General features: G+C 50.4%; 26 protein-coding genes. 6 read left to right on the forward strand and 20 right to left on the reverse strand.

The genetic code is table 11. From position 1 onward, the window contains the following. Positions 1 to 156 precede the first annotated feature (156 nt). From EDM56_RS25855 to EDM56_RS25865, 3 genes are all read right to left on the reverse strand, one after another. Complete coding sequence (locus tag EDM56_RS25855; protein ID WP_122920835.1) at positions 157 to 522, reverse strand: CD1247 N-terminal domain-containing protein; 366 nt, start codon at positions 520 to 522, stop codon at positions 157 to 159. Between the two features lie 64 nt (positions 523 to 586). Next, the gene (namA, locus tag EDM56_RS25860; RefSeq protein WP_122920836.1) at positions 587 to 1600 is read right to left on the reverse strand and encodes an NADPH dehydrogenase NamA; all 1014 of its coding nucleotides are present in this window, start codon (positions 1598 to 1600) and stop codon (positions 587 to 589) included. 101 nt (positions 1601 to 1701) lie between these two features. Beyond that, entirely contained in the window at positions 1702 to 1965 is a 264-nt protein-coding gene (locus EDM56_RS25865; protein WP_122920837.1) for a YqhV family protein, read from the reverse strand. A 149-nt stretch (positions 1966 to 2114) separates the two neighbouring features. Here EDM56_RS25865 and comA point away from each other — a divergent pair, with 149 nt between their 5' ends. Genes comA through EDM56_RS25880 form a run of 3 tightly spaced genes read left to right on the forward strand, consistent with a single transcriptional unit; the run spans position 2115 to position 4143 of the window. Further along, on the forward strand, positions 2115 to 2924 hold the full coding sequence (comA, locus tag EDM56_RS25870) for a phosphosulfolactate synthase (protein WP_122920838.1): 810 nt from the start codon (positions 2115 to 2117) through the stop codon (positions 2922 to 2924). Between the two features lie 5 nt (positions 2925 to 2929). Further along, a complete protein-coding gene (locus EDM56_RS25875; protein ID WP_122920839.1) occupies positions 2930 to 3646 on the forward strand; it encodes a 2-phosphosulfolactate phosphatase in 717 nt (238 codons plus the stop codon). Between the two features lie 35 nt (positions 3647 to 3681). After that, positions 3682 to 4143, forward strand: coding sequence for a DUF441 domain-containing protein (locus tag EDM56_RS25880; protein ID WP_122920977.1), 462 nt, complete (start codon positions 3682 to 3684; stop codon positions 4141 to 4143). A gap of 43 nt (positions 4144 to 4186) precedes the next feature. Here EDM56_RS25880 and efp read toward each other — a convergent pair whose 3' ends face one another. From efp to EDM56_RS25900, 4 genes are all read right to left on the reverse strand, one after another. Beyond that, a complete protein-coding gene (gene efp, locus EDM56_RS25885) occupies positions 4187 to 4744 on the reverse strand; it encodes an elongation factor P (RefSeq protein WP_122920840.1) in 558 nt (185 codons plus the stop codon). A gap of 39 nt (positions 4745 to 4783) precedes the next feature. Continuing rightward, positions 4784 to 5857, reverse strand: a complete 1074-nt coding sequence (locus tag EDM56_RS25890; RefSeq protein ID WP_122920841.1) for a M24 family metallopeptidase — start codon at positions 5855 to 5857, stop codon at positions 4784 to 4786. Between the two features lie 13 nt (positions 5858 to 5870). Continuing rightward, positions 5871 to 6320, reverse strand: a complete 450-nt coding sequence (gene aroQ, locus EDM56_RS25895; RefSeq protein ID WP_122920842.1) for a type II 3-dehydroquinate dehydratase — start codon at positions 6318 to 6320, stop codon at positions 5871 to 5873. 69 nt (positions 6321 to 6389) lie between these two features. Then, positions 6390 to 6824, reverse strand: coding sequence for a YqhR family membrane protein (locus tag EDM56_RS25900; RefSeq protein ID WP_122920843.1), 435 nt, complete (start codon positions 6822 to 6824; stop codon positions 6390 to 6392). A gap of 162 nt (positions 6825 to 6986) precedes the next feature. Between EDM56_RS25900 and EDM56_RS25905 the strand changes: the two genes are divergently transcribed. After that, on the forward strand, positions 6987 to 7928 hold the full coding sequence (locus EDM56_RS25905; RefSeq protein WP_183192604.1) for a DUF1385 domain-containing protein: 942 nt from the start codon (positions 6987 to 6989) through the stop codon (positions 7926 to 7928). Between the two features lie 28 nt (positions 7929 to 7956). Beyond that, positions 7957 to 8292 carry a hypothetical protein gene (locus EDM56_RS25910; protein ID WP_122920845.1) on the forward strand — a complete coding sequence of 112 codons (336 nt, stop codon included), beginning with the start codon at positions 7957 to 7959 and terminating at the stop codon, positions 8290 to 8292. A 37-nt stretch (positions 8293 to 8329) separates the two neighbouring features. Here the strand turns inward: EDM56_RS25910 and EDM56_RS25915 are convergent, their stop codons facing one another. The 4 genes from EDM56_RS25915 to mntR form a co-directional block, all read right to left on the reverse strand. After that, positions 8330 to 9244 carry a patatin-like phospholipase family protein gene (locus tag EDM56_RS25915; RefSeq protein ID WP_122920846.1) on the reverse strand — a complete coding sequence of 305 codons (915 nt, stop codon included), beginning with the start codon at positions 9242 to 9244 and terminating at the stop codon, positions 8330 to 8332. 176 nt (positions 9245 to 9420) lie between these two features. After that, positions 9421 to 10431, reverse strand: a complete 1011-nt coding sequence (locus EDM56_RS25920) for an SMP-30/gluconolactonase/LRE family protein (RefSeq protein WP_122920847.1) — start codon at positions 10429 to 10431, stop codon at positions 9421 to 9423. Positions 10432 to 10483: 52 nt separating this feature from the next. Further along, positions 10484 to 10717, reverse strand: a complete 234-nt coding sequence (locus EDM56_RS25925; protein ID WP_148040418.1) for a hypothetical protein — start codon at positions 10715 to 10717, stop codon at positions 10484 to 10486. Positions 10718 to 10771: 54 nt separating this feature from the next. Continuing rightward, a complete protein-coding gene (mntR, locus tag EDM56_RS25930) occupies positions 10772 to 11206 on the reverse strand; it encodes a transcriptional regulator MntR (protein ID WP_122920849.1) in 435 nt (144 codons plus the stop codon). Positions 11207 to 11370: 164 nt separating this feature from the next. Between mntR and EDM56_RS25935 the strand changes: the two genes are divergently transcribed. Beyond that, on the forward strand, positions 11371 to 12405 hold the full coding sequence (locus EDM56_RS25935; RefSeq protein WP_122920850.1) for a hypothetical protein: 1035 nt from the start codon (positions 11371 to 11373) through the stop codon (positions 12403 to 12405). Between the two features lie 44 nt (positions 12406 to 12449). Here the strand turns inward: EDM56_RS25935 and EDM56_RS25940 are convergent, their stop codons facing one another. From EDM56_RS25940 to EDM56_RS25980, 9 genes are all read right to left on the reverse strand, one after another. Then, complete coding sequence (locus tag EDM56_RS25940) at positions 12450 to 13241, reverse strand: nucleotidyltransferase domain-containing protein (RefSeq protein ID WP_122920851.1); 792 nt, start codon at positions 13239 to 13241, stop codon at positions 12450 to 12452. Between the two features lie 110 nt (positions 13242 to 13351). Further along, positions 13352 to 14686 carry an Nramp family divalent metal transporter gene (locus tag EDM56_RS25945; protein ID WP_425456362.1) on the reverse strand — a complete coding sequence of 445 codons (1335 nt, stop codon included), beginning with the start codon at positions 14684 to 14686 and terminating at the stop codon, positions 13352 to 13354. 305 nt (positions 14687 to 14991) lie between these two features. Then, positions 14992 to 16662 (reverse strand): AMP-binding protein, encoded by a 1671-nt coding sequence (locus EDM56_RS25950; protein ID WP_122920853.1) that lies wholly within the window; start codon positions 16660 to 16662, stop codon positions 14992 to 14994. Positions 16663 to 16890: 228 nt separating this feature from the next. Beyond that, positions 16891 to 17316 carry an RDD family protein gene (locus EDM56_RS25955; protein ID WP_122920854.1) on the reverse strand — a complete coding sequence of 142 codons (426 nt, stop codon included), beginning with the start codon at positions 17314 to 17316 and terminating at the stop codon, positions 16891 to 16893. A gap of 40 nt (positions 17317 to 17356) precedes the next feature. Continuing rightward, on the reverse strand, positions 17357 to 18148 hold the full coding sequence (locus EDM56_RS25960; protein ID WP_183192589.1) for a M48 family metallopeptidase: 792 nt from the start codon (positions 18146 to 18148) through the stop codon (positions 17357 to 17359). A gap of 171 nt (positions 18149 to 18319) precedes the next feature. Next, complete coding sequence (locus EDM56_RS25965) at positions 18320 to 18622, reverse strand: DUF4870 domain-containing protein (RefSeq protein WP_122920856.1); 303 nt, start codon at positions 18620 to 18622, stop codon at positions 18320 to 18322. Positions 18623 to 18747: 125 nt separating this feature from the next. Next, the gene (locus EDM56_RS25970) at positions 18748 to 18948 is read right to left on the reverse strand and encodes a hypothetical protein (protein WP_122920857.1); all 201 of its coding nucleotides are present in this window, start codon (positions 18946 to 18948) and stop codon (positions 18748 to 18750) included. Positions 18949 to 19111: 163 nt separating this feature from the next. Then, entirely contained in the window at positions 19112 to 19942 is an 831-nt protein-coding gene (locus EDM56_RS25975) for a VanW family protein (protein WP_122920858.1), read from the reverse strand. A 197-nt stretch (positions 19943 to 20139) separates the two neighbouring features. Further along, positions 20140 to 21957 (reverse strand): APC family permease, encoded by a 1818-nt coding sequence (locus tag EDM56_RS25980; RefSeq protein ID WP_122920859.1) that lies wholly within the window; start codon positions 21955 to 21957, stop codon positions 20140 to 20142. Positions 21958 to 21967 lie beyond the last annotated feature (10 nt).

The following is a 21967-nucleotide window of genomic DNA, read 5'->3' on the forward strand; positions in this document are numbered from 1 at the left end:
ACTTACCACAATCCTATGCTCGGCCTATTCTGTTTTATGCCAAAAAAGAAGAGAAGGGATGCAGCCGATTTTGCTAGGGAACAGAGAGGGAGGAAATGAAAAAAAGCCTGGCCCCACCGGATATGATTCCGGTGAAACCAGACGTTCTGCTTTACGTTAGGACGGGTTGATTGCGGGAGCTTGACGCATATTTTCTGCGTATATGTATGAATCCTCGCTATCATCGAGATCATAGTAGTCTTGGTCTCGTCCCTCTATGACAAAACCATCGTCATCAACATCTTCATATAAGTCTTCATCATCGTAGACGAACCATTCCAGATTGCCCAAATCGCAATCGACAGCCTCGACATAGGATTCCGCTTCTTCCATTCGCAGCTGCAAGGTTTTCAACTCGACGTGAAGCTCATCGAGAAGCGTAACCATCTCGCTAATGATTCGCCCCTCCTTGCTTTTCTCTCCAACCTCCAGCCCATCAGTCAAGCCTTGAAGATACGCAATGCGTTTTGCCAACGACTCCATCGTAATCCTCCTTCCATGCTGTCCCTAGTAGTGTGTCCGTTTCAGGAAGGAATATCATCGCAAATCAGGTAAACGCACGAGCATATTGCACAGAAATCGGTTGTTCAGTCCTTAGCGTTTTGGCCGCATGAAGCGGCCAGTACGGATTGCGCAGCAGTTCCCGTCCGAGAAAGACCAAATCCGCCTGCTCCAGGCTGACGATCGCTTCCGCCAGCTCAGGCGTGGTGATTTTGCCGACGGCGCCGGTCGCGATACCAGCCTCCTTGCGAATCCGCTCCGCCAAAGGAACTTGGTAGCCGGGGAAATCGCGAATCCGGAAGGGGACGACCGCTCCGGAAGACGCGTCAACCAGTGTGACGCCCAATTCCTTCAACCATTTGCTGAACACGACATACTCTTCGATATGATTGCCTCCGTCGGCATACTCTTCCGCGGATAAGCGCACGAACAATCGACCGCTCCAACGTTCGCGAACCGCCAGCACGATTTCCCGCAAAAAGCGGAAGCGGTTTTCCATCGACCCGCCGTACTCATCCGAACGATTGTTCACGAGCGGAGATAAAAATTGGTTGATCAAGTAGCCGTGAGCAGCATGGATTTCGATAAAGTCGAACCCGGCTTGTGCGACGCGCTCGCCTGCTTCCCGAAATTTATCCACGATTACCTGCAGCTCCGGAATCGATAGCGCCCGTGGCTGGGCATATTTTTCCGAAAACGCGATGTCTGAGCTGGATACAGGCGCTTTTGCTGACTCTGATTTGCGCCCGGCATGAGCGAGCTGGATCCCGATTTTCACATCGTGCTGGTGCACTTGCTTGACGATCTGGGCCAATTTAGCTACATGTGCATCCTGCCAAATACCGAGATCATGGGAAGAGATGCGACCGTCCGGCTCGACTGCGCTCGCTTCCACAACGATTGCGCCTACGCCTCCGACCGCTCTGCTGACATAATGGACGGGATGCCAGTCGGTGACGAATCCTTCTTCATCCGCTGAATACTGGCACATCGGTGACATGACTATGCGATTTTTCAGAGTAAGCGACCCAAGTGTGATTGGGCTAAACAATTTGCTCATGCGTAATGCCTCCCCATCCTTTTTCTTTCATCTTACCTAACGGAAAGGAGCATTTGCAAAGTCGAAGCAAGGCCGAAGTGTCGTTTCGGACGGGGTATCACTCATTTTCGCACGCCGACGAAGATAAGGGTAATTCCCGCAAAAATCCAAACCATCTTCCACATATTCAATCGATCAGCCATACCAAGCAAGCCGATGGCCGTCGTCGAAAGCAGGATGAGCGGCCCGACGATCGCCAAACCGGAATTGATCAACAGCGCTTTTTCTACCTGGTTTACCTTTAAAATGAGCAAGGCTGCCACGATTTCGATCGATCCTGACAAAATCCGCAGTGCCGCCATCCCGAGAACGGCTTTTTCCCACATGCGCGTCCCTCCTTTAGGACAACTCTATGACTCGGGATCACGTAATAGTCCTTTCGGCTGCTGGGCAAAGGCCCACCCTGCCTTTCTTCACTCTCAAGGCTCGTTCGGCATAGACTAAAGCGAATGCCTAGTAGAAATGGGGAGACCGCATGAAAGGAAACGAAACGCCATTCTGGCCAGCCAGCTGGCTTGACCCCTCGGGGATTCGCGCTGATAAGCCGCGCACGACCGGTATTACGATGGTGATTGACAAAGGACTAGGGCTCCGGGCTGCGCAAGACTGCATCGCAACCGCAAGTCCCTATATGGATGTGTATAAAATCGGCTTTGGCACCGCGGTGCTGTATCCGATGGAACAGCTTCAGCAAAAAGTGGAGCTGGCGAAAGCAAACCAGCTCCACGTCATGCCCGGCGGCACTTTTTTTGAAATATGCTGCGCACAGGCGCCGCTGGAAAGCTACTTGGCCCGCATGAAAGCGATTGGCTTCAACGCGCTGGAAATATCGGACGGTACCCTTCCTTTAACCAATGACCAACGCCACCGCGCCATCTCGCTTGCCGCGGAGGCAGGCTTCACCGTATATTCCGAATTCGGCAAAAAAACGAGCGATTACAAAGCCGACATTAATCAACTGCTGGAGACATTGGAGGCCGATCTGTATGCAGGCGCCTCCTACGTGATCGTCGAAGCGCGCGAAAGCGGCAATGTCGGCGTTTTTTCCGAATCGGGCGAAATGGATACGGATTTTCTGCACCAAGTGACAGGACTTGCGGGAGAGCAAGCGAAGCGGCTCATTTGGGAAGCGCCGCAAAAGCATCAGCAAGTCGCCATGCTGCTAGAGCTCGGCCTGGATGTGAATCTGGGAAACATCGCCCCTGCTGAAATCCTATCGTTGGAGGCTCTGCGCCGCGGACTGCGCGGTGATACGACAGTCTGCGTATTGACTGGGAGGAGATGAATTCCATGAAGCTTGAGGTGGTCAGCACCGTAGAAGAAATCCGCAGCGATCAGATTAACAATCGAACCGTGATTGTCATCGATGTCTTGCGGGCATCCACAACAATCGTCACAGCGTTGGCGAACGGTTTTCCCTCCGTGATCCCTGTCGAGACGATCGGTCAGGCGAATTTGCTGAAAGGCAGCCGGACGATATTGGTCGGCGAGCGCCATTGCAAAAAAATCGCGGACTTCGATTATAACAACTCCCCTACTGCCCTTTGCCAAGCGGAGAAAAAAGACGCCGATGTCATTCTGACCACCACGAACGGCACGCGGGCTATCCAAAAAGCGGAACGGGCCCAATCGCTTTTGATCGGATGCTTCCTCAATGCAACGGCTTGCATTCGCCACGCACTATCCTTCCATCAAGACATCACGCTGTTTTGTGCCGGCACTCGCCAGGAATTCGCGTTAGAAGACGGGCTGGCTGCAGGATTGATGGCGCATTTAGCAAAACGCATCACCCCTGCTCTGCAAACAAACGATCTCGCCGAATTGATGCACCTCGCCTATTTGCAGACCGCCCCCTCTCTGGCGAAGTGTCTGCGAACCACCACGACCGGCAAACGTCTGGTGCAGCACAACTTTACCAATGACATCGACTTCTGCGCGCAGGTCGACCATTATCAATTGGTACCCATTGTGAAGGAGGGGCGCATACTTCCGTACCTTGTCTCATAAAAATGATAGAAAAACGGGACAGGGGTTTGATGCACATGCAGTGGTTGTCGGGTGAAATCATGCTCGTGATCTTAATAATCGTGGGACTGATCGGACGTTCACCCATTATCGCCACGGCCGCCAGCATCCTGCTTGTGATGAAGCTCACCTCATTGGAACGATTCTTTCCAACTATGGAACGGCGCGGACTTGAGTTGGGTCTGTTGTTTCTGACGGTGGCTGTACTGGTTCCATTCGCCTCAGAAAAGATCAGCTGGAAAGACATTACGCCACTGTTCACTACGGTTGTCGGGATTCTTGCATTGGCAGGAGGGGCACTTGCCACCTATATGAATGGCAAAGGGCTGGATATGCTGCGGAGTGAGCCCCACCTCATCGTGGGATTGGTGATCGGCTCGATCATCGGGATTGTCTTTTTCCGGGGAATTCCGGTGGGTCCACTGATGGCTGCTGGAATTACTGCTTTTCTGTTTAAGGTGTTTTATTTGTTCAAGTAAAAAACCCCGGCTGACCGCCAGGGTTTTTTTGCTGCCATTTGAATTATGCGCGAGAAACGTAAGCTTCTGTACGGGTATCGATGATCAGGACGTCGTCCATTTCCACGAAGAGCGGAACGTTAACAACGAAGCCTGTTTCCAAAGTCGCTTTTTTGGTTGCGCCTGTCGCTGTATCGCCTTTGATGCCTGGCTCACATTCAACAACTTTCAACTCAACGCTGTTTGGCAATTGGATACCAATTACTTCGCCATTGTAGGACATGATTTGCACGATCATGTTTTCTTTCAGGAACTGCAATTCACGCTCGATTTGCTTGCGGGTAAACGTGATTTGCTCATACGTTTCTGTGTTCATGAACGTATATTCGTCGCCGCTACCATACAGGTATTGCATCTTATCGTTCTCAATACGCGCCGGGCTAACTTTTTCGCCGCCGCGGAAAGTCATTTCCGTCACGTTGCCGTTACGCATGTTACGCAGTTTGGAACGCACGAACGCTGCGCCCTTACCAGGTTTTACGTGTTGGAATTCCAGGACTTGGAAAATATTTCCATCCACTTCAATTGTCAAACCGGTGCGAAAGTCGTTTACAGAAATCATAGTAGTCCCCCTAACAATCTATAACACAAGTATTATAAATTACACTGGTAAAATGAGCAACTCTTTCGTGGACTTGGTGATGATTTCACAACCAGTCTCCGTAATCAGCACATCGTCTTCGATGCGAACGCCGCCCAAATCGGACACATAGATACCCGGCTCCACGGTCACCATCATGCCCGGCTTCAGCACCATGTCGCTCGCTTTCGAAAGCGAAGGCTGCTCGTGCACCTCAAGACCAATGCCATGGCCGGTCGAGTGCCCGTACGCTTCTCCGTATCCAGCCGCTTCAATGATATCGCGGGTAAGTGCATCCGCTTCTTTTCCTGTCATTCCTGCGCGAATGTTCTGCACGCCGTTTACCTGTGCGCGCAGGACAATCTCATAGATTTCCTTCATTTTTTTGCTAGGCTCGCCAACGGCAAGCGTGCGGGTTATGTCAGATACATAGCCTTTGTACAAAGCGCCGAAATCGAGCGTGACCATATCTCCCTGCTCGATCACTTTGGAGCTCGCGACTCCATGCGGCAGAGCGCCGCGCACGCCGGATGCGACGATGATGTCAAAGGACGAGGAGGTGGCACCCTGTTTACGCATGTAGAACTCCAGCTCCATCGCAACCTGAAGCTCGCTAATGCCCGGCTTGATGAACTTGGCGATGTGCGCGTAGGCATCATCTGCAATGCACGCAGCGGTGCGGATCATAGACACTTCCTGTTCGGATTTGATCATGCGCTGCTCTTCGACAATCCCCGTTGTCGGCACAAGTTCGACGCCTTCCAGCGCTTTGGACCAGTCATCAAAAGTTCCGTACGATACGAGCTGCTTTTCAAAGCCCAGCCGCTTGATGCCGAGCTCCTTGACTTGCTCGGCAATCGCCTTTAGCATCGCACGATCGTTGTTGACGATATCAAACCCTACCGCCTGCTCTGTCGCTTGGTCGATGTAACGGAAATCGGTGATGAATTTGGCTGCTTTGCCCGAAACGAGCACGGTTCCGGTCGATCCGGTAAATCCGCTGAGATAGCGGCGGTTCGCTGTATTATCGGTGAGGAAACCATCGATTTGATGCTTCGAAAACGCTTCACGCAATTGTTCAAGACGCTGTGTCATTGTGTCCTCTCCCTTACATCTTTTTATTTTTTTCTAATCGGCGGACCATCGCGCGCAGTGCCCACTCGTATCCGTCGCTTCCCAGTCCAACGATTTGGCCAACCGTCACAGCGGAAATAACGGAATGATGGCGAAACTCTTCTCTGGCATGAACGTTTGAAATATGTACCTCGATCGTCGGAAGCTGCACCGTAGCGATCGCATCACGAATCGCATAGCTATAATGTGTGAACGCCCCCGGATTGATGATGATTCCGTCATGGACACCCCAAGCGGAATGAATCGCGTCAATGATAACGCCTTCATGATTGGACTGGACATGTGTAAGCGTCCCTCCCAGCTCAGCCATCACCTTTTCCGCGTGCCCCACAATATCGGATAGTGTCTCACTACCGTAAATATGCGGCTCACGCTTGCCCAGCATGTTCAAGTTGGGCCCGTTAATCAGCAGAACGGATGCCATAATGCCCCTCCAATAAAAAGTTTTTATTGGAGTTTATTTTACCATAGCCAGGAAACCATTGAACAGGCTTCATTCCACATCTAGTTTTTCTGCTGATACGCTCATCCCAATGAACATGCCGAGAGATAAAAACCATGTGAGCTCCGTGCTGAGCGTATTGACCGTCCAATGCGCTATGTGAAAGAAAAAACCGAACAGAATGAACCAGAGAAGTCCGTACAAGATTCCACCCCACCACAAATGCACGCGGGAAAACACCAACGCATACAACAGTGTGGCAACCAGTGAAAACACGACCAAGACGATAAAGCCGACTAGTATGCCTGGTAACGAATTTTCGGCCCCCATGCCGACAATCGCGCGGGAAAAAGCCCGTACACCATATGGAGTGAAGGAAAAATAGCTGGCGATCATACGAGCGAATCCCCAGATGACGGCGCCCCAGAAGGCAATCTCGGCAATTTTCAGCCAACCAATCGGTTTTGTTTCCATATGCTGTCTCAAATTATCCACCTCCGTAACGAATCAGGGGCTGTTACGTTAGTAGTATGTTCCTCCTTTTCCCTTTCAAAACCACGAAACAGCCTTTCTGGGTTCACTGGCATCTGTCGGTAGCAGGCGGCGCAAATTTGCGCTACAATAGGAAGAGAAGGAAGGTGAATGTTCTTGTCCCAACAAAACGTCCCCAGCTACGGAGGCCAAGCCGTCATCGAAGGTGTCATGTTCGGCGGGAAAAGCATTACGGTCACGGCTGTCCGTAAAAAGAACCAGGAGATTGAGTATTTTGAAGCACCTCGTACAACGAAAGCGTGGCTAACTCCTCTAAAAAAAATCCCGTTTATCCGCGGCATCGTCGGATTGATTGAAGCCAGCGCAAACGGTGCAAAGCATATGAACTTTGCCTCAGAGCGCTACAGCATGGAATCGGATGAACCTCAGGATACTAAAGGCCCTTCCAAACTGACTCTGATTCTTGGCGTAGCGGTCGTCGGCGTCCTATCGTTTATTTTTGGTAAACTGGCCTTTACGGTCTTGCCTGCGATTATCGCCGATTTTTTGTTCGGCAAGTGGGTGCCTTCCGGTTTTTATCAGAACCTCGTGGAGGGTGGCATCAAGATCGTTCTGCTGCTTGGCTATATTCTCGCCATCGCGCAAGCTCCTTTGATCAAACGACTGTTTCAATATCACGGTGCTGAGCATAAAGTGATTAATGCGTTTGAAGCCGGGGTAGAATTAACAGTAAAAAACGTACAAAAATTTTCCGCCTTGCACTATCGTTGCGGAAGTAGCTTCCTCATCTTTACAGTGTTGGTTGGGGTCGTCGTTTACTCGCTATTCGACTACACCACACTTTGGGAACGCGTGATTCAGCGGATCATCCTTTTGCCTGCAGTGATCGGCCTTTCCTATGAAGTGCTGCAGCTGACCAACAAGGTGAGAGACATTCCGGTTTTGCGTTTCCTTGGTTACCCGGGGCTATGGCTGCAAAAAATTACAACCCGCGAACCGGATGACAGCCAGGTCGAGGTGGCCATCGCCGCCTTTGACGCGATGCGTGAACGTGACCTACAAGTTGCTTCTTCAGGAAATGTAGCCACGACTGGTTAAATCGATATTACACATTGAGGTGAAGCCCATGCCGAAGCGTTTTCTCCCATATTCTCTTATGGTAGTGCTGTTGTTGCTTGCAGCGTTTGGATTTGCTTTCAGGCTGTATACAAACCCGATCAACACGCTTCTCGTCATCGGGTTAGCCGCGATAGTCCTGTTCTTTGTGAATCAGTATCTCAAGACAGGTCGTTTTATGCCGAACGCACGTACGCCTAAAAAACCGACTGAAAAAGCAGCATCGAAAACAGCAAAACGGCATTCGCACACCCCTAGAAAACAATATCCGTTCCAAGTAATTGAAGGACAAAAAGGCAAGGCGAAAAACAAAGAGAAAGTTAAAGATGGCAACTTTCCTCAATAAACAAAAAAAGGGCTACCTCAATGTCGGGGTAGCCCTTTTACTGATTGTTGCGATACTGTTTGCAGTACTCTTCGAAATCCCATGTCAGAAAAAACGCTTTCGTCGCGGCCTTTCCTGACTCATAGAGCATTTCCTTCTGTTCCTGGCTAATATGGAACTGGGTAGCTTTGATCTTGAAGGTGGGGATAAAAATCGTACGTACCGCGTCTGGCCGCTTTACATACACTTGGTCCTGGGCATCGAGCATGGTGGTCACCACCGCTTTCGTATAGCTGATCAACCCCCTGATCGATTGCGGGTCAGCGAGTGACTGCTCATCGCCAAACCGGAAACCGAACGTGGGCCAGCGCGGCGTACCAGGCACGTCGAACAGCCAGATTGGGTAATTGCTAAGCAGGCCGCCGTCTACGACATAGTGCGTCACACCTTCGGCAGTCAGCTTCACCGGCTCGAAATAATAAGGGATGCTGCAGCTCATCCGCACGGCTTTAGCAATGGGCATCGTCTGGGGATCGATGCCAAACTGAGCAATATCGTCTGGAAACATCAGCATTTTGCCGGAAGTGACGTCCGAAGCGACAATTCGCAGCTTATCGCGTGGCAGGTCGCCAAATGATTGAATACCTTTTTGCTTAAGCAGCTGTCCGATGAACGCTTCGATCCGGCTGCTCGGATGCAGCCCTTTTGCCAAAAGCAGCTGAAGACCAGCTCCAACCACAGGAATTTTGGCCAATCCCCTTCTAGCGACGAGCATCAAGTAATTCAGCTTAAAGAATATCGGCACCATTTCCTCGCTTCGGTATCCTGCGGCAAGCAATGCGGCCACTACGGAACCCGCAGAGGTGCCGGCGAGCTTTTCCCAACTGTACCCTCTTGCCTCCATCTCCGCGATCGCGCCGAGGAACCCAATTGCCTTGATGCCTCCCCCTTCAAAAACCCCATCGGCTTTCATGACGGCGCCCCCTCCCTTTCCTACATATATAGAAGGAGGACATTTTGTTTTAGAACAAAAACCATTTCATCCGCAGCCATCGTTTCACCGAGAAAGCCACATCGCACATAAGAACCATTCGTTTTCCCTCATAAAAAAAAGCCCCGCATCAAGCAGAGGCCTTACTTCTTACTAGATTATGATTGAGCAGGCAGTTCGATTTTGGCTATGGATGCCCCGATCCCAGCTTCATTCGCTTTGTTCACGCCACGGGGCTGGTCATAGTTGCTCACATATAGCGTATTTCCGATGAAATGGAGGCTCGCCGGGAATTCCAGTACCCCTGCATTGGCATTTTCCCAGACCGGTGTTACTTTCCCATGTGCATCCACTTTCACAACGGAGTTGCGTTCATTGGCGCATGCGTACAGGTCGCCATCAGGACCGAACGCAATCCCATCTGCACCGTACAGGCGCTGGTCTTTGGCAAATCGCTTAACTTGGCCAAATGTCCCGTCATCGCCGATCGCGACGCGGTTAATTTCACCGGAGCTGGTATTGGCCATATAGAGCCTTCCTTCACGGTCAAATGCAAGACCATTGACAACAATTGGCTGCGTTTTTCGTTCAGCATGTATTCCGCTCACCCATGTCCGCATCTTGCCATCGGGACTCACGACATAGATGTTCCCAGTGGCGGCGCCGCTGACATACAGATTTCCTTTCGCATCAAAGGCAAGCCCGTTCGCCCCATTCGTTCCGGTCGCGAACGTCTCTACTTTGCTCGGGTCGAATGCGCCTTGCTCCAGTGCTTTCGCGGACACCTTGAAGATCACGCCCGCCTCGCCTTGGCTGCCGCCGCTCGCCAAATACAGATTGCCGCTTTGGTCAAAAGCCATCCCGGTGGCCGGCCGAGGCAGTGTCGTCAATACCTCCACTCGTCCGCTATCCGGCAGCACCCGCATAAGATGCCGTGAATCCATGTCACTAGTGTACAATCTGCCTTTTGTATCGCCAATCAAACCCTCAACCCGCATGCCTGTTGACTTGGCCGGGTCCAGATCAGTCAAAATTGTTGCATGAGGCTCCGTTACGGCTGACAAGCTCGGAGCTGGCTTGGGCGCAACGTCGGAAACGACACTGCACGCACTGAGAAGAAACGTCGCGCAGAGCACAGCTGCGTATGATCCAATTGTTTTTTTGCGCATGAATGATCTCCTCCTGCTTACATGGTAGTCGAGAGCGTAGTATGACCACCGCTCATGTCCCCATTTTATAAGCAGGCCCGATCCACCAGACCATCCACTTGTCGGCCAAACTGCCCATCCACAACGAACGGTAAAAATGCCCCAAACTCCGCTTCATATATACGCTTTCATGAATAATTACAGAGGATTTACTCGCGCTTCCCTCGTCATCAAAGCGCCACATTTCAGGAGAAAATTGGCGTATCGAAGTCAAAATCCCCTCCGCCCGCTGTATCAAGTGATCCATGTTTTCCATGAATGCACCTGAGAACAGCATCGTGAGGGGAATTCCATCGCGATGTTAGGATTCCTCTTCTTTTTGCTCATCCTCTTGTTTAATGCGCAGCAGTTCAACCGATCGCTGCGGGTCTTGCTCGAAATACGCCATCAAATATTCAATGCAGGTGATCGATTCCCAGCTGAGATGGTGCTCGATTCCTTCGACATCTTTATAGATGTGCTCTTCATCAACGCCGATCAGGCGCAAAAATTCTTCCAAGAGCGTATGTCGATGAACCAGACGCTTCCCGATCTTTTTCCCTTTTGGTGTAAGTACAAGTCCACGATATTTCTCATAAACCAGATATTTATCTTTGTCAAGTTTTTGGACCATTTTAGTAACCGATGAGGGGTGTACGGCCAAGGCTTCCGCGATGTCTGAAACACGAGCATAGCCTTTTTCTTCAATTAAACTGTATATTTTCTCTAAATAATCTTCCATGCTTGGAGTTGGCACATTAAATCCCTCGTTTCAGCCTTCAAAATGCAGACAAATCCATAATACCGTGAAAAAAGAAAAAGATGCAAGGAAAACCTCCAAATTTTTCTTTATCGCATAGGTTCTGAAAGGCTATAGCTTGCACATAGATTGGTACTAGCTCTTATGAAGGATGATGCCAAATGAACCGAACGGCTTGGCAGATCGCCGTCATTTCTGCTGCCTCTGCGCTAGGGGGAACCTACCTGTTCGGCGGAGAGTGGCTGCGATTTTTTTCCTATTTCGGATCGTGGGGGACGATCGGCATCGTGCTTGTCACCCTCGGATTCGTCTGGTTGACAGCCAAAATAGTCCTGCTCATTCGCGATACAGGTTTGCAATCACACCGACAATTTTTGTTCCATCTGTTTGGCGAACGAGCGGCACCGGCGCTTTCGTCCACGCTGGCGCTATTGCTTCTCATCTATGTTGGATCGCTCTTGCAGGAATACGCAAAAGCTGCGCAAGGTACCTTATCTCTTCCGATGCTGGCAGGAATGTTGGTCTGTGCCGCACTATCATTCGCTTTCCTTCGATCAAAAGGATCTACTGTGTTTGCAGGTTCCATCATTGCCCTTGCTATGAGCGCTCTCCTGCTCGGTCTTGTCTTTTCCTTACAGCACTATGTACCACTTCCTCCGCTCACCTATCAATTGAATATTTCCTGGCTGTGGCATGCGATTTTCTTTGTTTGCTTGCATGCTCTACTCCTTTTCTCGGCTTTCCTTCCAACCCACTCGACCGAGGACACTAGCGTAAGCACTCCCGTCGTTTATTTGGGGGCAGCGTTCGGGGGAATAATCATCCTCACCATCAGCCTGATCGGGCACTTTGCTATTTTGGCTCATTGGCATGACGCGCATTCCTTGGAAAATCCGTTGCTCGAAATTTTGACCAACCGCTCCCCATTGTTATTGTACCCGTACCTGCTTGTGGCGCTTTGGCAAGTGAGTCTGGTGGCTTCCATGCTCATCCGTTCGGTCTGCGAACCGCTTCTACAGTCTTCTGAACTACGCCCGTTACCGCTCCAGCTGCTCTTTTTGGGACTGGTAGTCCTGATCGCCTTTGGCGGAAGCATCGTTCCGCATTTTTCCGTGTACGTCGAGCTCCTTCTGCGGCTGATCGGATTTACCATCTTAGTCCGGCTCATACAACAAAAATTTGCAAAACGCCCATGACCACTCCACTTGGTCGTCGGGCGTTTTGCAATTTTCTTTTGGAATTATGTGAGCCGTGATTTGCAGATTGGAATCAGCTCACGGATAAAAACACGTGTTTCGACGGCGCGCTTCATCCGATTCATAGTTGCTGGGCTTCCCTCATGCGACTGTCGCAGTCTCAGCGCTTCTGTGATCAACGGATGCCAGCGCTGCGGGAGTGCTGCAATAGCTTCCTCCGCCGCCTTCGTTTTGGTGACGATACGCTGATGGGTGACCGTATCGTAAATGCGGCACATCGTCAGCACAGCGAATTCCACCCATTCGTCCGCGAGAAATAACAGTAGCTGGCTTGATTTTTTCTCCCAATACTGTGTCAGGTTGTCCTGCATCGCCTCCATGACATCACCCCAGGTTACCCCGATTGCAAGCGCCGCGCATTCTTTCCCCGCGATGGTAAACCCGTGATGATGAAGCAGCCACCATGTCACATGATTGAGATCCCAATGACCTGAGGCATGGAACGCCCCTTCAGAACAGTATGGGTATGGTCGCAGCTCAGCATTTGTTTTTCCGACATCCGCTTCCGTCACATAAACGCCGTCAAGCTTCCCAGCAAGCGGTAGCTTATCTTTCAACTTGCGATGAAGCTCATCGAGCGCAAGACTCTCCTCTGTTGTAAGCTCCTCTGTTAAGATGGTCACAAAATCAATGTCACTCTTCCCCTCCTCATACCCTCCTAGCGAAATGGAGCCGTATAAATAGACACCAACGAGCTTATGTGGCAAGAACATCCGCAGCTGTTCCGCGTATGTATGCACAATATGAGAAATTGATTTCGGCAATTCGTTTTTCATCGTTACCTCGTCTTGTGTTTATTTGGTAAGACGCTGCCTGTGCCGATTTCGTTACCGCACCCAACAAAAAAAAGCGGCCCCATTTGTAGATATGGTCACCGCTTTTTTGATTAACCGAAAATGGTCTGGAACAAGAGGTACGCATTCAGCACCATGATGATGCCGGCTACGATCCATGCGAGGATTTTCAACCACAATGGGTTGACGAACTCGCCCATTTTATTTTTGTCGTTCGTAAATTTGACGAGTGGAACGACCGCGAACGAAAGCTGCAGAGACAAAATGACCTGGCTCAAAATCAACAGCTGTGCGGTTCCGCCTTCCCCGTACATCGCCGTTACGATCACGGCTGGAATGATGGCAATCAATCGGGTCAGCAAGCGGCGAATCCACGGCTTCATGCGGATATTGAGGAACCCTTCCATGACGATCTGCCCTGCCAGCGTACCCGTCAGCGTGGAGTTTTGCCCCGATGCAAGCAGCGCCACCCCGAAAAGGATACTGCCTAACGTCGTGCCCAAAAGCGGTGTGAGCAGGTGATATGCATCATTGATATCAGCGACATCCGTCATACCAGCTCGGTGAAACGTGGCTGCCGAGAGAATCAAAATCCCCGCATTGATGAAGAGCGCAAACAAAAGCGCGATGGTCGAATCCAACGTGGCAAAGCGGATGGCCTCACGTTTGCCACGGCTGGTCAAGCTGAATTGACGGGTTTGGACGATCGACGAATGCAAATACAGATTGTGCGGCATTACGGTTGCACCCAATATCCCGATCGCGATATAGAGCATTTCTGGGTTGCTCAAGATTTCCGCATTCGGAACAAACCCTTTGGCGATCCCGAGCATATCCGGTTTGGACAAGAACATCTCCACCGCAAAGCAGCCGCCGATCGTCACGATCAGAATGATGACCAATGCTTCGATATAACGGAAGCCTTTGTTTTGCAAGAACAAAATCAACACGACATCAATCGCGGTCAAAATCACGCCGTACAACAACGGAATTCCAAACAGCAGGTTCAGCGCGACCGCCGCACCAATCACTTCTGCCAAATCGCAAGCTGCGATGGCAAGCTCGCATAAAAACCAAAGCCCCATATTGACTGGCTTGCTGTAGTGATCCCGGCACGCTTGAGCGAGGTCTCTTCCGGTGGCAATTCCCAATTTCCCAGCCAATGCTTGGAGCAGGATAGCCATCAGGTTGGACAGCATCACGACGGACAAGAGCGTGTAGCCAAACAGCGACCCACCCGCGATGTCAGTCGCCCAGTTGCCCGGGTCCATGTAGCCGACCGCTACCAAGTAGCCAGGACCGACAAATGCCAGAAACTTGCGAAACCAGGAGCCGGTCGTTGGCACCTTCAGCGAACGATGCACTTCTTGCAATGACGGCTGCTTCCGGTCTTGTTTCCAGCCGTCCGAACGTTCTTCTATCGACATTGCTTTTGCATATTCTTTTGCCATGTTGTTCACCACTCTCTTTATGTCATCTCTATTTATGTGGAATGGACTAATTTTTTTGCCTCTAGGCAACATATGCGCTAAAAAAAATTATGTGATTGATTTGTTGTGGACAGCAACATTTTTTGCATCAGGGAAACTTTCTGACTTCAGTATACAAAGATCACTTCTGATTGTAAATAGTAATTGCTTGAATTGTGGAAATAAATGGGCGGCTCATAGCCTCTATTTTTATTTGCACAGCGAAAAAGCATCCGCGACGGATGCTTTTTTCTCAAGAAATATTACGCGGTCGTGTCCGCGTCGGCATCGGCATTTGCCAGCCTGTACTGGGCGACCGCCATTTCCCGCAGCTTGTATTTCTGGATTTTGCCGGATGCGGTCATGGGATACTCGGTAACGATTGCGACGTAATGAGGGATTTTGTAACGGGCAATTTTCCCTTCGCAATACGCCTTTACTTCCTCCGGCGTAATGGCTTGGCCTTCCTTCACTTTCACGTAAGCTGCGACCTGCTCGCCGTATTTTTCATCCGGGACGCCAAAGACCTGCACGTCAAAAATATTCGGGTGGGTATAGAGGAATTGCTCGACTTCCAGCGGGTAAATGTTCTCCCCGCCGCGTATGATCATGTCCTTGAGTCTTCCGGTAATTTTTACATAGCCTTCTTCATCCATCGTCGCGAGGTCGCCGGTGTGCAGCCATCCTTCTGCGTCGATCGCTTTAGCGGTCGCCTCGGGCATTTTGTAATATCCTTTCATCGTATGGATGCCGCGCGAGCACAATTCGCCCTGCACATCTGGCCCAACCTCATCGCCGGTCACAGGATCGATGATTTTTACCTCTGTATTGGCAAGCACTCTGCCGACTGTCGTCACGCGCCGCTCAATGCTGTCATCTACGCGGGTTTGGGTAATAACGGGTGATGATTCCGTTTGGCCATACGCGATCGTAATTTCGCGAATGCCCATGCTGTCCACCACTTTTTTCATGACTTCAATCGGGCAAGGGGAACCAGCCATGATCCCTGTCCGCAGCGAGGTCAGGTCAAAGTCAGCAAACCTCGGGTGATTCAATTCGGAGATGAACATCGTTGGCACTCCGTACAGTGCGGTACATTTTTCTTGCTGCACTGCCTCCAGCACTTTCAGCGGGTCAAATGTAATCAGCGGCACCATTGCAGCGCCAGTGGCGACCGCAGCCAATGTCCCCATCGAGCAGCCGAAGCAATGGAAAAACGGTACCGGGATGCAGATTTTATCGTCATTCGTGATGTTTTGCGCACCCGCTACATTCACGGCGTTATTCACAAGATTTTGATGAGTGAGCATCACGCCCTTCGGGAAACCGGTCGTTCCAGATGTGTACTGCATGTTGATTACCTCATCGGGTGTCAAGCTGCGCTGTCTTTCCAGCAGCTTTTCATCGGAAACGGCATCGCCCAAACGAATCAAATCTTGCCAGCTGAACATGCCCACCCGCGGCTGATCACCAATATAAATGACATTTTTCAAAAGCGGCAGCCGCTCGGCACGGAGTGAGCCAGGTTCAGCTTCCGTAAGCTCCGGACAAATCTCTTGCAGCATGTCCACATAGTTGGCATCGCGATACCCTTCAATCAAAAGGATCGTGGTTGCATCGGAATTACGCAGTAAATACTCCAGCTCGTGAGTGCGGTAATTGGTATTGACCGTCACAAGCACGGCACCCATTTTGGCGGATGCGAATTGAGCGATAACCCATTCCGGTACGTTGGTCGCCCAAATCGCGATGTTTTCGCCTTTTTGGATTCCCAACTGTATGAGCCCTTTTGCAGCTTGGTCGCATTCGGCCTGAAATTGCTTGTACGTATACCGTAGGTTGCGCTCAGGATAAACGACCGCTTCTTTCTCCGGGTACATCCCGGTGGTTTCGTCGAGTAGATCGCCAATTGTCGAGGTAATAATCGTTGCCATACACGTCCTCCTGTCACCATGATCTTAGGGAAAACCTTTGAATTTCTCACCGGGATGCACTGGTTGAATACGTTACGATAACAGATTCTGCAGAAAGGGTTCCCTCCCTTCTTTTTAGAATAATCTGACAAAGTTACAAATCTGTTTCTACATCCATCACTTCGATAAATGAAGGAAGAGCCCCGATGGGAACGTTCCCACAGGGCTCTTCCTTTCCAAGCCATGACATTATGGTTTGTCGCTCGTCACATACGTTCCTGCGATGAAATCATGGATCGACCGTTTATCCTGCCGTACGCCTACCATGATCGCACTGACGATCAATCCGATCCCGAGCGTAATCACGTACACGAGGGAGGCTACAAGCCCGCGAAGCAGCATCGTGCCGATCCCGACCTTTTCACCATTCATCTTCGCGATACGGATGCCCGCAATCCTTTTACCGATCGTGTATCCACTCCACAAAACAGGGACGAGCAACGAATATAAGTACGAGAGCGCATTTGTGAACGGTTCATCCTTCTCCCAATCGCCTGTAATCAGGTACGAGATAAGTGAAAGTGGAACGCCAATGATGATCCCGTCTAACAAATTCGCGCCGAGTCGACGCCAGAATCCAACCGGGTTGCTCGGAATCTGAGGCAAGCTTTCCATATGATGATCACTCTCCACTCATCTGATTTGTAGCCCACTACTATCCATTTAATGGATAAGCGGTTTTGGATATGACTTGTTCACGGAATAAAAAATGAATTTCTTGCATCCGGTTCGGTAAAGCAGGATGCGTGGACAGCTTTTCCGCCAGCCAGACAAAGAAGCCGCGTTCTTGCTGAGTTTGATGCAAATACTCCTCCCGATCCACCTGCCGGTAGAGTGCCTTGCCGATAGCCAAAATGGTCAAACCATTTATTGCAGCTTCAGGATTTCCTGTATAATAGGCTGCCATCCGGTCGCACGTATATTCGCATGCACGAGAATACGCCTCCCCGACAAACGGAATCCACATTGCCGGTAAAATGAAGAGGTGCTTGCCAATATGGTTTCGTTTGATGTGCGCCAGCTCGTGTGCGATCACGTAGTCGAGTTCATCGTTTGCACCAGAATTGATCAAGTCGAACATATCCGAATAGAGCACGACCATATTTCTACCGAAAAAGCGTGTGGCGAATGCGTTAAGCTGACCGCCCGACTCCAGCACATACACATCGGGCATGACTGTAAGCCCCATGCGAACCGCCAGATCTTTCGTCCGCTCATAGACCTCAGGGAACTGGCGCGCTGTGAGGCGGACGCCATTTTTGCGGATCGTTGCCATGCTGATCGCATGGTAAAACAATGGCAGCAAAAACAGAACCGCCAGCACCGCGATCCCGACGATAGAAATGATCAGATACAGATAACCGATGACGCTCACAATCGCACAGATGGTGAAATAACTTTTTTCATTTCGGTGCAAGAGCAGTTTTTCCTTTTCCACTCCATTCATTGGGTACTGACACCTCCTTTCTCGTAACAGGCCTTCAAAAAAATGTAACTTCATGCCAAGCACGATCTATTTTCCGTTTATTTCCGAATCTTGTCAATCCATTATCCAACAAAAGGAAAAAACCCGTCCGCTCATGCAGACAGGCTTTTTGTCGCTAATGCTTGCCATTCCTTACACTCCACCGAGGAACGGGTAGTGGAAACGTCGTCCCGACAACGAATAAATGATACCTTTGATTGGATAGTAAATCCCCATCAAGCCGAAAACGATCAAGAACGGAATTCCGATGATGATATAGGAAAACATGATCGAAATTCCAATCAATACGCTCATGATAATGTGGAACAGCAGCGCTTGCAGCGCCATGCTTTTCACCGTTCGATCGCTCATTAACAACCAGACGATCAGCGGAACTAGGATTGGCGCAAAAAATGCACTCGCATGCGTGATCGCCTTTACCCCGTTATGATCCATAAAACTTCCTCCTTGGCTAACTCAATCTGTTGGTACAATCATAGCATGCCATTATGTATGGAGCATACCGACAATCGATTGATTGCAAGCTCCGTCTTGAGGAGGAGAGCGCTCGGCCCATGAACCTAGAAATACCAGCGATTGACGAAATAATAACTAACGAAAAAAACGACGACCGAAACGCTCATGAGCGTCACGCCGACACGCACACGCCCTTGGAAAATCCGCATGAAGCCTAAGCAAAAGACAGAACCAAGCCCCAGAAAAATGAACACGCCATACAAAAACAACTCCCAGGGAAGTACCTTAAAGTCAACCTCTCCCACGATTCCTTGCTCCTTTCCGATTGCGGCGATAGTGGGCAAGCACGAGCATAACCTGCTTGTACCAACAATGAAACCGCTTCCTACCAGCTTTTTGCAACAAGGTAATCATACACGAATCAGGCCCTTTTCATCTACCTATCCTTGATTTTGTCACATTCTTCACTCACATACGTCCGCTTTCCTCTGTCAGATTTGAATTTTCCTCAAAATGAACCGGATACTTGACCTCCGCCTTGTTTTTCATCAAATGCTCCACCTTGACGGTTTTTCCCGTCCGTTTTTCCACCATATGCCGCCATAGCTCATTTGTCCGGTATGTTTTATCCTGTTCCCTCAGAAAATGGTGATTCCGTTCTTCGATATGGTACGCATACGGCCACTCGCGATCGGAGACAATTTTTCCTTTTAGATGCTGATCTGTCATCCAGACCAAAAGCTGGAACGTTTGATCGGTCGGATTGTAGAAGCGCAAGTCCACATAATTATAGAAGACGCTAGCCCCACTGCCGAATGGCAGCACACGCTGATCGTCGGGAAACGGGTCAAAGTTGTGATGATGGCGCTCGCTGATCTGCAATGGCGTATGCAAAGCCATCCAGTACAGTAGATTGGCCATCTGGCAGAGCCCGCCGCCAACTCCGGTGATGACCTTGCCTTGGGACAAAAGCATCCCTTCAATAAACCCTCTTCGTTTGGTCGGCTTCCCGACGCGCCGCCAGAAGGAAAACGTCTCTCCCGGCCTGATGAGAAGCCCGTCAAGCTGCTCGATCGCAAGCTTGAGGTTGACGATTTTATTTTCTTGCAATTGTGGATCGGCATTGCCCAGCTTCCGGCGTAAGAGCGATTGATGCTTTTTGCAGGAATGCGGAAGCAGCGCTTGGGAGACGTCTTCGGCAAATTTTGTCCGGCACACCAGGTCGCTGCATGTGCGCGCAAGCTGCTTTTGTTTGATGCGCGTGTGATAAAAAATGGGGTGGACTTGCGATAATTTCAATGGGACTCCCGCCTTTACCAAATAAATGGCTTCTCTATTACATAGACGTTTTCAAAATTCCACACGTTTCGCAAATGGGTCCACTTTCTTCTCCATCATTTTTACACATCTGCAAGTAATCTCCTGCTAAATGCGCTGCCTTTCACAGTCAAAAAAAGAGGCATCCGCCCATCGCGAATGCCTCCTGTTTCTATTTTTTATTTTTCCAGTCGATAAGGAACGGTCGCGATGGTGATGTCGCGACGAGCGAACAAATACGCCCGGATTTGCAAGCTGGTTTGGTTGTGCAAGAAGTGATGCCACCATTTTTTCACGATGAATTGCGGAATCATGATCGTGACATGATCGGTTGCCGCCCGTTTCCATTCGACGGTGTCGATGAACTTAACTAGTGGGCGGATGATGCTGCGGTAGCGCGAGCGCAATACGATCAGACGCACACCCGGATTCCACTCTTCCCATCGTTGCTCCATCTTTTCGACAGATTCATCATCAAAGCCGACATAGACGGCCACGACGTTATTTGTGAGTGATTTGGCATAACCGATTGTTTCAGACACGACCGTCGTGATCCCTGCCACCGGAATCACGATCACACTGCCGCTGACGACCGGCTTCTCCGTCGCGATATCGAGCTTGAGCTGCTGCGCGATATCCTGGTAATGCCGGTTGATTTTAAGGAAAATGAAGATGACAGCAGGTAAGAAAAGAAAGACCATCCACACCTGTGAAAACTTCGTCACGATGAAAATCAATGTGATCGTGAGCGTCGTCAGCATGCCCAACGTGTTGATGCAGAATGGAAGCACCCAGCCCGCTGTTTTTTTCGTAAACCAGCGTTTCATCATTCCGGCCTGTGACAGCGTAAACGGAATGAATACGCCGACAGCATAGAGCGGAATCAAATTCTCCGTATCCCCTTCAAACAGGATGATCAAGATTGCGGAGAAAATGCCCAAGACGATGATGCCGTTGGAAAAGCCAAGACGGTCCCCGCGCACTTTGAACATGTGCGGCATAAACTTGTCTTTTGCCAGCATGAACGCCAGAAGCGGGAACGCAGCAAACGCCGTGTTGGCCGCCAAAAAGAGAATCAGCGCCGTCACGCCCTGGATTGCATAGTAGGCGAACCCTCGACCGAACGTGGCCTCGGCGATTTTGGATACCACCGTCTCTTTTGGATCAGGGGCGATGCCAAAATAATAGGCCATCAAACTGATTCCGATAAACATCGCACCCAGAATCAAGCCCATCATCACCAGCGTCCGCGCTGCATTTTTTTCAGCAGGCGCCTTGAAGTTCGGGATCGCGTTGGAAACCGCTTCCACCCCTGTCAATGCGGAACAGCCTGAACTAAATGCCTTTAGCAGCATGAACAGACCGATGCCATGCACGGACAGGCCGTACGTTGGGGCTGCCGCTGGGACAGAACCAGTGAGAATCCGATACGTGCCGCCGATGATCAAAATGAAAATGGCAAATACAAATAGATAGACGGGCAGCGCCAAAATCGAAGCCGATTCCGTAATCCCGCGCAAATTCAGCAGCGTCAGCCCCGCGATCATCAATAGCGCGATGAGAACGCGGTCGTCATGCAACTCGGGAAAGGCAGATGTGATCGCATCCGTCCCAGCTGACGAACTGACGGCAACGGTCAAAATGTAATCGACCAGCAGCGAACCGCCAGCCACGAGACCGACTGGTGTTCCGAGGTTTTCTTTTGCGACGATATAGGCGCCGCCCCCTGTTGGATACGTATAGATCGTTTGCCGGTATGACAAGACGAGAACGGTCAGCAGTCCCAACACCGCCAGTGAAATCGGAATCGAATACCACAACGCGGAAAAACCTGCTGCCATCAGCACAATCAAAATTTGTTCAGTACCGTATGCTACGGATGAAAGCGCGTCAGACGATAGAACAGCCAACGCCTTTAATTTGGTAAGCTTTTCTTCAGCCAGCTCTGTCGACTTCATTGGTCGTCCAATGAAAATGCGCTTTAATTTTGCTACCACTCGAATCTTT

The sequence above is a fragment of the Brevibacillus fluminis genome (assembly GCF_003710825.1).
In the GTDB taxonomy this organism is placed as follows: domain Bacteria; phylum Bacillota; class Bacilli; order Brevibacillales; family Brevibacillaceae; genus Brevibacillus_D; species Brevibacillus_D fluminis.